Here is a 12885-nt window from a genome sequence, read left to right as displayed (position 1 = left end):
CCGCACCAAAAGCGCAACGTATAAGGGAGCGGTGAGATAAACGATGGGCGTTACCTGACGCGAAAAATTCCTTATCGGCAGCGGGGTAATGAGCGTAACCAACTCTGCGACCGCAATTATAACACTCTGGGGAGAAATGTGCCGAAAACATTCATTCTTGTGGTGAAAACAAGCATCGTGGTACCCAGAAATTATTCGGCAATCGTCCGAGGCGCATTTGGTTGAGATAATTCAGATAATCCCGGCGGAGAATTTCGCAGGCACCAAGCGACGCTGTGTGATCGTTAAGTACCTGGCAGTCGATAAGTTTACCGCCATGACCAATAAATTCCTCACAGAATACCAGAAGCGCCGTTTTAGACGCATTTTCCATCCGGCTGAACATGGACTCGCCACAAAATAGCGTTCCCTGGGCCACGCCGTACATACCGCCAACAAGCTCATCTTCACACCAGACTTCGATGGAGTGGGCATGACCGAGTTCGTGAAGGCGATGGTAGGCTTCGACCACGCCACGCGTGATCCAGGTTCCTTCTTCGCGATCGCTGGCACAGCCTTCAATGACCTGACCAAAGGCGTAATTCATCGTGACGCGATAGGGTGAGCGTTTATGAAATCGTTTCATACTACGGCTGATATGTAATGATTCAGGCCATAGCACCGCGCGGGGATCGGGCGACCACCACAGGATGGGGTCGCCTGGAGAAAACCACGGAAAAATACCACGCTGATAAGCCATTAACAGGCGCGCAGGGCTAAGATCGCCCCCCAGTGCCAGCAGGCCGTTAGGCTCACGTAATGCGCCTTCCGGGGAAGGGAAGGCTATTGAATGGCGAGAAAGCTGAACCAGGCGCATGACCGCAAAACTCCACGCAAGTCGGATCGTTCAATAATAGCTTACAAACCCTGCTTAAACTGGTAATAACGCCCCTGTCGGGCAAGCAGTTCTGCGTGAGTACCTTGCTCAATAATTTGCCCGTTGTCCATCACTATTATTTGCTGGAAACGAGAGAGCCCGCGAAGTCGATGGGTGACCATTAACACCGTTTTCTCACGCATCATTTCTGCAAGTAATTCAAGGATCTGACTTTCAGTTGTGGCATCTAAGCCTTCGGTAGGTTCATCCAGCAATACCAGTGGCGCATCATGTAACAGCGCACGGGCGATAGCCAGACGGCGCAGTTCACCACCGGAGAGCTGGCGTCCGCCTTCACCTAACCAACTGTTGAGACCTGCATCCTCGAGCAGCTTCTCCAGACCAACTCGACGCAAGATCTCCGCCAAAACTTCATCACTACTGCCAGGCGAGGCGAGTAACAGATTATCACGCAGTGTGGCGCTAAACAGATGCACTCGCTGTGGCACAACGCTGATGGTCTGTCGTAGAGTTGCTTCGTTCAGGCTGGCTATGGGGCTATCGTTAATTAAAATCTCGCCCTGTTGCGGGTCCCATGCGCGGGTCAGCAGTTGTAACAATGTTGATTTACCGCATCCGGTTCGCCCGAGAATCGCCATATGTTCTCCGGCGTTTACCTGAAGAGAAATCCCTTTAAGTGCCTGTTGGGACTGCTCCGGATAAGTGAACTGAACATCCCGTAACGTCAGCGAAACGCAATCGGCAACACGGGTTTGGGTATCAGGGAAGGTGACTTCAGGTTTTTGATCCGTTAAATCGGTGATCCGTACGGCAGAGGCAATGACTTGCCCCAGATGCTGAAATGCACCCGTTACTGGTGCCAGTGCTTCAAACGCGGCTAACGCACAGAAGACAAACAGGGCAATTAACGCGCCTGGTTGAGTATTGCCACCAACGCCGCCAGACGCCATCCACAGCATCAGGATCACCGCTAACGCGCCAATTAACAGCATTATTGCTTGCGACAAAGCTGTCAGTTCAGATTGACGGCGTTGCGCTTCCAGCCACTGAATTTCAGTATTCTCTAATTGCGTGCGATAACGATCGCTGGCACCAAAAATGGTCAGCTCAGCTTGCCCTTGCAGCCAGGCTGTCAGTTGTTGGCGATACTGCCCGCGAAGATGAGTCAGATTTTGCCCGGTGCTTTTCCCCGCACGATAAAACAGCGGTGGCATCAGCAAAAGCGTCAGTAACATAATGCCGCCCAGCGTAAAGGCGAGGGTGAAATCAAGGAAACTTAACCCGATTGTCACCACCATAATCACCACAAAAGCGCCCACCAGCGGCGAGATAACGCGCAGGTAAAGATGATCGAGCGTATCAACATCCGCCACGACGCGGTTGAGCAATTCGCCCTGACGATAGCGCGCCAGTCCGGCAGGGGAGAGGGGGAGCAATTTGCTGAAGGTGTAAATGCGCAGATGCTGCAACACGCGGAAAGTCGCGTCATGGCTCACCAGACGTTCAAAATAACGCCCGGCGGTACGGGTGATTGCTGCGCCACGCACGCCTGCAGCGGGTAGCATATAGTTGAAGCTATACAGTCCTGCAACGCCCGCCACCGCTGAGGCGGAGAGGAACCAGCCGGAAAGTGTCAACAGACCGATACTGGCGAGCAGTGTGACAATTGCCAGCACAATGCCAAGGCTTAACATCCATTTATGACGTTTATACAGAGCCAGATAGGGTAGCAAAGCGCGCATTTAAATCTCCTCCTGACGATGGGCCAGCAATGTGGCAAAAGGACCGTTAGCCACGCTTAATTCCGCGTAACGTCCTTGCTCGATAATCTGACCATCCTGCATTACCCAAATGACATCCCAGTCCGCAAGATCTTCTAACTGGTGGGTGACCATTAACGTTGTCTGGCGCAGAGAGGCGGCATTCAGCGCCTCCATTACGCGCTGTTCACTGTGAGCATCAAGGCTTGCTGCGGGTTCATCCAACAGTAATAGCGAACAGGGATTCAGTAATGCACGCGCCACCGCCACACGTTGTGCCTGGCCTACGGAAAGGCGGGCAGCCTGGTCGCCAACAGGCGTATCAACTCCTTGTGGCAGGAGCGGTAGAAACTCACTGACCCACGCGTTATCCAGTGCTGTTTGTAACTCTTGTTCGCTGGCATCAGGTCGTGCCAGCAGTACGTTATCTCGTAGTGTTGCTGCTGGTAATTGTGGATTTTGACCAACCCAGGAGAGATGCTTACACCATGATTCCGGTGATAAATCACGTAATTCTATTCCGTTGATTCGTAGCGATCCCTGATATGAAAGAAAACCGGAAAGCGCATTCAGTAGTGAGCTTTTACCTGAACCGCTACGACCAACCAACACCGCTCGTTGGCCTGCTGGCAAAGTAAAGTTCAACGGACCTGCCAGCGTTTTACCTTCCGGCGACGTGATAAACAGATCCTCGGCCTCAATGGTCACCGGATCGGCCGACGTTAATTCAGCCTCACCGCGCTGCGGATGGGCGAGCGGGGTTTCCATAAACGTTTTCAGACTGTCTGCCGCGCCAACAGCCTGGGCTTTAGCATGATAAAACGTACCCAGATCGCGCAATGGCTGGAAAAACTCCGGCGCAAGGATCAGGGCCAGAAAACCCGCAGCCAGCGTCACGCCAGTATCGTAGTGCCCAAAATCCAGCTCACCGAGATAGGAAAAACCAAAGTAGACCGCGACCAGAGCAATTGACAGCGAGGTAAAAAATTCGAGAATGCCGGAGGATAAAAACGCCAGCCGTAGCACTTCCATTGTCCGTTGGCGGAAATCTTCCGAAGCAGAACGAATACTTTCAATTTCAGCTTCACCACGACCAAAAATACGCAATGTTTCCATGCCGCGCAGGCGATCGAGAAAATGCCCACTTAAGCGAGCAAGAGCGAGAAAGTTGCGTCGGTTAGCATCGGCAGCCCCCATTCCAACCAGCGCCATAAATAACGGAATTAACGGAGCAGTGCCCAGCAGAATGAGCGACGCAGCCCAGTTAGAGGGGAAGATCGCCACCACAATCAGCAACGGCACCGACACTGCCAGCGCCATTTGCGGCAGGTAGCGTGCATAGTAATCATGCATATCGTCAATTTGCTCGAGTACCAGCGTCGCCCAGCTCCCCGCCGGTTTACCCTGAATCCACGCTGGCCCTGCTTGTTGCAGACGGTCGAGAACCTGACGTCGGATGGCAAAGCGGATATGCTGCCCGGCGTGATAACCCACCCGTTCTCGTAACCAGACCACCCATGCGCGCAGTACAAAGGTCAGAACCAGTAACGTAAAGGGAAGCAGCAGGGCTTCACGGGGAATACTCTCCATAATCATATGTTGCAGAATACGCGCCATGAACCAGGCTTGGGCAATGATCAATATGCCGCTCACAAAGCCCAGTAGACGAGAAATATTCAGCCAACGTTGGGAGATGACGCTTTGCTGTTTTAACCAGCGGGTTAACTCTTTTTGACGGGATTTATTCATTGCACGCTTAGCAGGTGAGTTATCAGAATTATTTGCAGAGCAATGTTACAACGGGGAAAAAATAAAGGCGACCCATAGTCGCATGGTGTCGCCTTCTTTACTTTTGTTACTGATTTGTAAAATTATTTTGCGTCAGCTAAACCATCGAGGTAGCGTTCCGCATCAAGTGCCGCCATGCAGCCTGTACCGGCCGAGGTAATAGCCTGGCGATAAATATGATCCATCACGTCGCCTGCGGCAAATACGCCAGGGATGCTGGTCTGGGTGGCATTACCATGAATACCCGACTGCACTTTGATATAGCCGTTTTCCAGTTCCAGCTGCCCTTCGAAAATAGCCGTGTTCGGGCTGTGGCCGATAGCCACAAACAGACCGGCAACGTCGAGTGACTCGATGTTATCGCTGTTTTGTGTATCGCGCAGACGAACGCCAGTGACGCCCATCTGATCGCCGGTCACTTCTTCCAGCGTACGGTTGGTGTGCAGAATGATGTTGCCGTTTTCCACTTTATCCATCAGACGTTTAATGAGGATTTTTTCCGCGCGGAAACTGTCACGACGGTGGATAAGATGCACTTCCGAAGCGATGTTAGACAGATACAGCGCCTCTTCAACCGCCGTATTGCCGCCGCCGATGACCGCAACTTTTTGGTTACGATAGAAGAAACCGTCGCAGGTTGCACAAGCAGAAACCCCACGCCCTTTAAAGGCTTCTTCAGAGGGCAGGCCGAGATAGCGAGCAGAAGCTCCAGTGGCAATAATCAGCGCATCACAAGTGTATTCGCCGCTATCGCCAGTAAGACGGAACGGACGATTCTGCAAATCTACTTTGCTGATGTGATCAAAAATGATTTCAGTTTCAAATTTAGCGGCATGTTCGTGCATGCGCTCCATTAATAACGGACCGGTCAGATCGTTTGGATCGCCTGGCCAGTTTTCCACTTCCGTGGTGGTGGTCAGTTGGCCGCCTTTTTCCATGCCGGTAATCAGCACAGGTTGCAGGTTGGCGCGCGCCGCGTAGACAGCAGCGGTGTATCCCGCCGGGCCTGAACCCAGGATAAGCAGTTTACTGTGTTTGGTCGTGCCCATGAGATCCCCATAGTTGTTGGCAGACAATGGGCAGGATTGTAGGGAATTTACAGACGTAAAAAAAGAGTATGACGATTTTGTTAACAATTTGTGCAATCGGCAGTATCGATAAGCAGGTCAAACTCCCTCCGGCATTATCACCTCTGCTACTTAAATTTCCCGCGTTATAAGCCGATTAAATGATGAATAAACGCCCCTGTTAATGAATATCTGGCATGTTGTACTAAAAATCGATGTTTTGCTTTGACAATCCCCTGGTGTTTTGCGAAAACATTCGAGGAAGAAAAAAAACAGTATTCTTATATGCGCATAACCATGCATGTAAATACCATGTTTACCGTGCTAGTGAAATCTACGTATGGCGTGGACAGACGCCATTCGTGATGTCGATAGCTGCCACCAGGCAACGGTCTTCTCACCGTAGACCAGGCATTGCGCGCCGTGAATCTTAATGATTTCGGTCTATCGTGACGGGTAGCGACTCTGAACAGTGATGTTTCAGGGTCAGACAGGAGTAGGGAAGGAATACAGAGAGACAATAATAATGGTAGATAGCAAGAAGCGCCCTGGCAAAGATCTCGACCGTATCGATCGTAACATTCTTAATGAGTTGCAAAAGGATGGGCGTATTTCTAACGTCGAGCTTTCTAAACGTGTGGGACTTTCCCCAACGCCGTGCCTTGAGCGTGTGCGTCGGCTGGAAAGACAAGGGTTTATTCAGGGCTATACAGCGCTGCTGAACCCCCATTATCTGGATGCATCACTTCTGGTATTCGTTGAGATTACTCTGAATCGTGGCGCACCGGATGTGTTTGAACAATTCAATACCGCTGTACAAAAACTTGAAGAAATTCAGGAGTGTCATTTAGTATCCGGTGATTTCGACTACCTGTTGAAAACACGCGTGCCGGATATGTCGGCTTACCGTAAGTTGCTAGGGGAAACCCTGCTGCGTCTGCCTGGCGTCAATGACACGCGGACATACGTTGTTATGGAAGAAGTCAAGCAGAGTAATCGTCTGGTTATTAAGACGCGCTAACACGGAACAGGTGCAAAATCGGCGTATTTTGATTACACTCCTGTTAATCCATACAGCAACAGTACTGGGGTAACCTGGTACTGTTGTCCGTTTTAGCATCGGGCAGGAAAAGCCTGTAACCTGGAGAGCCTTTCTTGAGCCAGGAATACACTGAAGACAAAGAAGTCACATTGACAAAGTTAAGTAGCGGCCGCCGCCTTCTGGAGGCGTTGCTGATCCTTATTGTCCTGTTTGCCGTCTGGTTGATGGCTGCCTTACTAAGCTTTAACCCTTCGGACCCCAGCTGGTCGCAAACGGCCTGGCATGAACCTATCCATAATTTAGGTGGGATGCCCGGTGCGTGGCTGGCAGATACGCTGTTCTTTATTTTTGGCGTGATGGCTTACACCATTCCCGTCATTATCGTCGGCGGCTGTTGGTTTGCCTGGCGTCATCAGTCCAGTGACGAATACATTGATTATTTTGCCGTTTCGCTACGCATCATTGGCGTTTTGGCGCTCATCCTTACCTCTTGTGGTCTGGCGGCAATCAACGCTGACGATATCTGGTATTTTGCCTCCGGTGGCGTCATCGGCAGCTTACTAAGCACTACGCTACAACCACTGCTACACAGTAGCGGGGGAACTATTGCGCTGCTCTGCGTTTGGGCGGCGGGCCTGACACTGTTTACCGGTTGGTCATGGGTGACCATTGCTGAAAAACTTGGCGGCTGGATTTTAAACATTCTCACCTTCGCCAGTAATCGTACCCGTCGCGATGATACCTGGGTCGATGAAGATGAGTATGAAGACGACGAAGAATATGAAGATGAAAATCACGGCAAACAGCATGAATCGCGCCGTGCCCGTATTCTTCGCGGCGCGTTAGCGCGTCGTAAACGGTTGGCGGAAAAATTTATTAATCCGATGGGGCGGCAAACAGATGCTGCGTTGTTCTCCGGTAAGCGGATGGATGATGAAGAAGAGATTACCTACACTGCACGCGGTGTGGCTGCCGACCCTGACGACGTCCTCTTTTCGGGCAATCGTGCAACGCAGCCAGAATATGACGAATACGATCCATTATTAAACGGTGCGCCAATTACCGAACCTGTTGCTGTAGCAGCTGCTGCTTCCACGGCGACACAAAGCTGGGCTGCACCGGTTGAACCTGTGACTCAGACGCCGCCAGTTGCCTCTGTTGATGTTCCACCTGCGCAACCTACAGTAGCCTGGCAGCCTGTACCGGGGCCACAAACGGGAGAGCCGGTTATTGCTCCTGCACCGGAAGGTTACCCTCAGCAGCCACAATATGCGCAGCCTGCAGTGCAATATAATGAGCCGCTGCAACAACCTGTACAGCCACAGCAGCCGTATTATGCGCCTGCGGCGGAACAACCTGTGCAACAACCTTACTACGCTCCTGCGGCGGAACAACCTGTTCAGCAGCCGTATTACACAACTGCGGCGGAACAGTCTGCGCAACAGCCGTATTACGCCCCTGCGCCAGAACAATCGATGGCAGGTAACGCCTGGCAAGCCGAAGAGCAGCAATCCACTTTTGCTCCACAGTCTACATACCAGACTGAGCAAACTTATCAGCAGCCAGCCGCTCAGGAGCCGTTGTACCAACAGCCGCAACCCGTTGAACAGCAGCCTGTTGTGGAGCCTGAACCCGTTGTAGAAGAGACAAAACCCACGCGTCCGCCGCTTTACTATTTTGAAGAAGTGGAAGAGAAGCGAGCCCGTGAACGTGAACAACTTGCGGCCTGGTATCAACCGATTCCAGAACCGGTTAAAGAACCGGAATCGATCAAATCTTCGCTGAAAGCACCTTCTGTTGCAGCAGTACCTCCAGTAGAAGCCGCTGCCGCTGTTTCTCCGCTGGCATCTGGTGTGAAAAAAGCGACACTGGCGACGGGGGCTGCCGCAACCGTTGCCGCGCCAGTTTTCAGTCTGGCAAATAGCGCTGGACCGCGTCCGCAGGTCAAAGAGGGGATTGGCCCGCAGTTGCCACGACCGAAACGCATCCGCGTGCCAACTCGTCGTGAACTGGCGTCTTACGGTATTAAGCTGCCCTCACAGCGTGCAGCAGAAGAAAAAGCCCGTGAAGCCCAGCGCAATCAGTACGATTCCGGCGATCAGTATAACGATGATGAAATCGATGCGATGCAGCAGGATGAACTGGCGCGTCAGTTCGCCCAGACGCAGCAGCAACGCTATGGCGAACAGTATCAACATGATGTGCCAGTCAACGCAGAAGATACAGATGCTGCAGCAGAGGCAGAACTGGCTCGTCAGTTTGCTCAAACTCAACAGCAACGTTATTCGGGCGAACAACCGGCTGGGGCGAATCCGTTCTCGCTGGATGATTTTGAATTTTCGCCAATGAAAGCGTTGCTGGATGATGGTCCACACGAACCGTTGTTTACGCCAATTGTTGAACCTGTACAGCAGCCGCAACAACCGATTGCACCGCAGCAACAATATCAGCAGCCGCAATATCAGCAGCCACAACAACCGGTTGCACCGCAGCAGCAATATCAGCAGCCGCAACAGCCGGTTGCACCACAGCAGCAATATCAGCAGCCGCAACAGCCAGTTGCGCCGCAGCCGCAGTATCAGCAGCCACAACAACCGGTTGCGCCGCAGCCGCAGGATACCCTGCTTCATCCGCTGTTGATGCGTAATGGCGACAGCCGTCCGTTGCATAAACCGACGACGCCGCTGCCTTCTCTGGATTTGCTGACACCGCCGCCGAGCGAAGTGGAGCCGGTAGATACCTTTGCGCTTGAACAAATGGCGCGTCTGGTGGAAGCGCGTCTGGCTGATTTCCGTATTAAAGCCGATGTCGTCAATTACTCTCCGGGGCCGGTTATCACTCGCTTTGAATTAAACCTGGCACCGGGCGTAAAAGCGGCGCGCATTTCTAACTTGTCTCGTGACCTTGCCCGTTCACTTTCGACGGTGGCGGTGCGTGTCGTTGAAGTTATTCCTGGCAAACCCTATGTAGGTCTGGAGTTACCGAATAAAAAACGACAAACCGTTTATCTGCGCGAAGTTTTGGATAACGCCAAATTCCGCGATAATCCGTCGCCATTAACCGTGGTGCTGGGTAAAGATATCGCCGGTGAGCCGGTGGTTGCCGATCTGGCGAAAATGCCGCACTTGTTGGTTGCGGGGACTACCGGTTCCGGTAAGTCTGTCGGTGTGAACGCGATGATCCTGAGCATGCTTTATAAAGCACAGCCAGAAGATGTGCGTTTCATCATGATCGACCCGAAAATGCTGGAGCTTTCGGTTTATGAAGGCATTCCGCACCTGTTAACGGAAGTCGTTACCGATATGAAAGATGCCGCCAACGCGCTGCGCTGGTGTGTTAACGAGATGGAGCGTCGTTATAAACTGATGTCTGCACTGGGTGTGCGTAATCTGGCGGGTTATAACGAAAAAATTGCTGAAGCCGATCGCATGATGCGTCCGATTCCAGACCCGTACTGGAAGCCGGGTGACAGTATGGATGCGCAGCATCCGGTGCTGAAAAAGGAACCGTACATTGTGGTGTTGGTGGACGAATTTGCCGACCTGATGATGACGGTAGGTAAAAAAGTGGAAGAGCTGATAGCACGTCTGGCGCAAAAAGCCCGTGCCGCGGGTATCCACCTCGTACTGGCAACTCAGCGTCCATCGGTTGATGTTATTACTGGTCTGATTAAAGCGAATATTCCGACCCGTATCGCCTTTACCGTATCCAGTAAGATTGACTCACGTACCATTCTTGATCAGGCTGGCGCGGAATCACTGCTGGGTATGGGGGATATGCTTTACTCTGGGCCGAACTCCACGTTGCCGGTACGTGTTCATGGTGCTTTTGTTCGCGATCAGGAAGTTCATGCCGTGGTGCAGGACTGGAAAGCGCGTGGTCGCCCACAGTATGTTGACGGCATCACCTCCGACAGCGAAAGCGAAGGTGGTGCGGGTGGTTTCGATGGCGCTGAAGAATTGGATCCGTTGTTCGATCAGGCGGTGCAGTTTGTCATTGAAAAACGCAAAGCGTCAATTTCAGGCGTACAGCGTCAGTTCCGCATTGGTTATAACCGTGCAGCGCGTATTATCGAACAGATGGAAGCGCAAGGGATTGTCAGCGAACAGGGGCACAACGGTAATCGTGAAGTGCTGGCCCCACCGCCGTTTGACTAATTAATGCATCGTATGCCGGATAAGGCGCGGTAGCGTCGCATCCGGCAATCTGGTAACTGAAAATTCAGTATTTTCTTCTTTCCTCAAGCTGATTATTAGCCTGGAATAGAGAGTAGAGGGAGCTCCCGGTCGGGAGTGACGTAATTTGAGGAATAATGATGAAAAAAATTGCCATCACCTGTGCATTACTCTCAAGCTTAGTAGCAAGCAGCGTTTGGGCTGATGCCGCAAGCGATCTGAAAAGCCGTCTGGATAAAGTCAGCAGCTTCCACGCCAGCTTCACACAAAAAGTGACTGACGGTAGCGGTGCGGCGGTGCAGGAAGGTCAGGGCGATCTGTGGGTGAAACGTCCAAACTTATTCAACTGGCATATGACTCAACCTGACGAAAGCATTCTGGTTTCTGACGGTAAAACACTGTGGTTCTATAACCCGTTCGTTGAGCAAGCTACGGCAACCTGGCTGAAAGATGCCACCGGTAATACGCCGTTTATGCTGATTGCCCGCAACCAGTCCAGCGACTGGCAGCAGTACAATATCAAACAGAATGGCGATGACTTTGTCCTGACGCCGAAAGCCAGCAATGGCAATTTGAAGCAGTTCACCATTAACGTAGGGCGTGATGGCACAATCCATCAGTTTAGCGCGGTGGAGCAGGACGATCAGCGCAGCAGTTATCAGCTGAAATCCCAGCAAAATGGGGCTGTGGATGCAGCGAAATTTACCTTCACCCCGCCGCAAGGCGTCACGGTAGATGATCAACGTAAGTAGAGGCACCTGAGTGAGCAATCTGTCGCTCGATTTTTCGGATAATACTTTTCAACCTCTGGCCGCGCGTATGCGGCCAGAAAATTTAGCACAGTATATCGGCCAGCAACATTTGCTGGCTGCCGGGAAGCCATTGCCGCGCGCTATCGAAGCCGGGCATTTGCATTCTATGATCCTCTGGGGGCCACCGGGTACCGGCAAAACAACCCTCGCTGAAGTTATAGCCCGTTATGCGAACGCTGATGTGGAACGTATTTCTGCCGTCACCTCTGGCGTGAAAGAGATTCGTGAGGCGATCGAGCGCGCTCGGCAAAACCGCAATGCTGGTCGCCGCACTATTCTTTTTGTTGACGAAGTTCACCGTTTCAACAAAAGTCAGCAGGATGCATTTCTGCCACATATTGAAGACGGTACCATCACTTTTATTGGTGCAACCACTGAAAACCCGTCATTTGAGCTTAATTCGGCACTGCTTTCCCGTGCCCGTGTCTATCTGCTGAAATCCCTCAGTACAGAGGATATTGAGCAAGTACTGACTCAGGCGATGGAAGACAAAACCCGTGGCTATGGTGGTCAGGATATTGTTCTGCCAGATGAAACACGACGCGCCATTGCTGAACTGGTGAATGGCGACGCGCGCCGGGCGTTAAATACGTTGGAAATGATGGCGGATATGGCCGAAGTCGATGATAGCGGTAAGCGGGTCCTGAAACCTGAATTACTGACCGAAATCGCCGGTGAACGTAGCGCCCGCTTTGATAACAAAGGCGATCGCTTTTACGATCTCATTTCCGCACTGCATAAGTCGGTACGTGGTAGCGCACCCGATGCGGCGCTGTACTGGTATGCGCGAATTATTACCGCCGGAGGCGATCCGTTATATGTCGCGCGTCGCTGTCTGGCGATAGCGTCGGAAGATGTGGGTAATGCTGATCCACGAGCGATGCAGGTGGCAATTGCGGCTTGGGATTGCTTTACTCGCGTTGGTCCGGCTGAAGGTGAACGTGCCATTGCTCAGGCGATTGTTTACCTGGCCTGCGCGCCAAAAAGTAACGCTGTCTATACCGCATTTAAAGCCGCGCTGGCCGATGCTCGCGAACGTCCGGATTATGACGTGCCGGTTCATTTGCGTAATGCGCCGACAAAATTAATGAAGGAAATGGGCTACGGTCAGGAATATCGTTATGCTCATGATGAAGCAAACGCTTATGCTGCCGGTGAGGTTTACTTCCCGCCGGAAATAGCACAAACACGCTATTATTTCCCGACAAACAGGGGCCTTGAAGGCAAGATTGGCGAAAAGCTCGCCTGGCTGGCTGAACAGGATCAAAATAGCCCCATAAAACGCTACCGTTAATGTTATCGTTGCGGTAATGTTGTTACTGTATCCCTGTGGTCGCAGGCTGTGGCCACATCTCCCATTTAAT

Annotated in this window: 8 protein-coding genes; 4 read left to right on the top strand and 4 right to left on the bottom strand. The window is 52.1% G+C overall.

The window, feature by feature from the left end; translation table 11 throughout:
• Positions 1-151 precede the first annotated feature (151 nt).
• The 4 genes from aat to trxB form a co-directional block, all read right to left on the bottom strand.
• Complete coding sequence (gene aat / locus BEB42_RS01380) at positions 152-856, bottom strand: leucyl/phenylalanyl-tRNA--protein transferase (RefSeq protein ID WP_001241666.1); 705 nt, start codon at positions 854-856, stop codon at positions 152-154.
• A gap of 41 nt (positions 857-897) precedes the next feature.
• Positions 898-2619 carry a heme ABC transporter ATP-binding protein/permease CydC gene (cydC, locus tag BEB42_RS01375; protein WP_001202212.1) on the bottom strand — a complete coding sequence of 574 codons (1722 nt, stop codon included), beginning with the start codon at positions 2617-2619 and terminating at the stop codon, positions 898-900.
• Positions 2620-4386, bottom strand: a complete 1767-nt coding sequence (cydD, locus tag BEB42_RS01370) for a heme ABC transporter permease/ATP-binding protein CydD (RefSeq protein WP_105267119.1) — start codon at positions 4384-4386, stop codon at positions 2620-2622.
• Positions 4387-4508: 122 nt separating this feature from the next.
• Positions 4509-5474, bottom strand: coding sequence for a thioredoxin-disulfide reductase (gene trxB, locus BEB42_RS01365; RefSeq protein ID WP_000537408.1), 966 nt, complete (start codon positions 5472-5474; stop codon positions 4509-4511).
• Between the two features lie 544 nt (positions 5475-6018).
• Between trxB and lrp the strand changes: the two genes are divergently transcribed.
• From lrp to rarA, 4 genes are all read left to right on the top strand, one after another.
• Positions 6019-6513 (top strand): leucine-responsive transcriptional regulator Lrp, encoded by a 495-nt coding sequence (gene lrp, locus BEB42_RS01355; protein WP_000228473.1) that lies wholly within the window; start codon positions 6019-6021, stop codon positions 6511-6513.
• Positions 6514-6647: 134 nt separating this feature from the next.
• Positions 6648-10691, top strand: a complete 4044-nt coding sequence (gene ftsK, locus BEB42_RS01350; RefSeq protein WP_074501054.1) for a DNA translocase FtsK — start codon at positions 6648-6650, stop codon at positions 10689-10691.
• Between the two features lie 158 nt (positions 10692-10849).
• Positions 10850-11461 carry an outer membrane lipoprotein chaperone LolA gene (gene lolA, locus BEB42_RS01345; protein WP_001295343.1) on the top strand — a complete coding sequence of 204 codons (612 nt, stop codon included), beginning with the start codon at positions 10850-10852 and terminating at the stop codon, positions 11459-11461.
• A gap of 10 nt (positions 11462-11471) precedes the next feature.
• Positions 11472-12815 (top strand): replication-associated recombination protein RarA, encoded by a 1344-nt coding sequence (gene rarA, locus BEB42_RS01340; protein ID WP_000067755.1) that lies wholly within the window; start codon positions 11472-11474, stop codon positions 12813-12815.
• Positions 12816-12885 lie beyond the last annotated feature (70 nt).

This window comes from Escherichia sp. MOD1-EC5990 (genome assembly GCF_002965285.1).
Classification (GTDB): domain Bacteria; phylum Pseudomonadota; class Gammaproteobacteria; order Enterobacterales; family Enterobacteriaceae; genus Escherichia; species Escherichia coli_F.
The sequence above is the reverse complement of the archived record's forward strand: the minus strand, read 5'-3'. Positions and strand labels throughout refer to the sequence as shown.

Bases quoted from the DNA above. Each gene is read 5' to 3' on its own strand.
- cydD (WP_105267119.1), bottom strand. From the start codon at position 4,386: ATGAATAAATCCCGTCAAAAAGAGTTAACCCGCTGGTTAAAACAGCAA.
- cydC (WP_001202212.1), bottom strand. From the start codon at position 2,619: ATGCGCGCTTTGCTACCCTATCTGGCTCTGTATAAACGTCATAAATGG.
- lrp (WP_000228473.1), top strand. From the start codon at position 6,019: ATGGTAGATAGCAAGAAGCGCCCTGGCAAAGATCTCGACCGTATCGAT.
- aat (WP_001241666.1), bottom strand. From the start codon at position 856: ATGCGCCTGGTTCAGCTTTCTCGCCATTCAATAGCCTTCCCTTCCCCG.
- trxB (WP_000537408.1), bottom strand. From the start codon at position 5,474: ATGGGCACGACCAAACACAGTAAACTGCTTATCCTGGGTTCAGGCCCG.
- lolA (WP_001295343.1), top strand. From the start codon at position 10,850: ATGAAAAAAATTGCCATCACCTGTGCATTACTCTCAAGCTTAGTAGCA.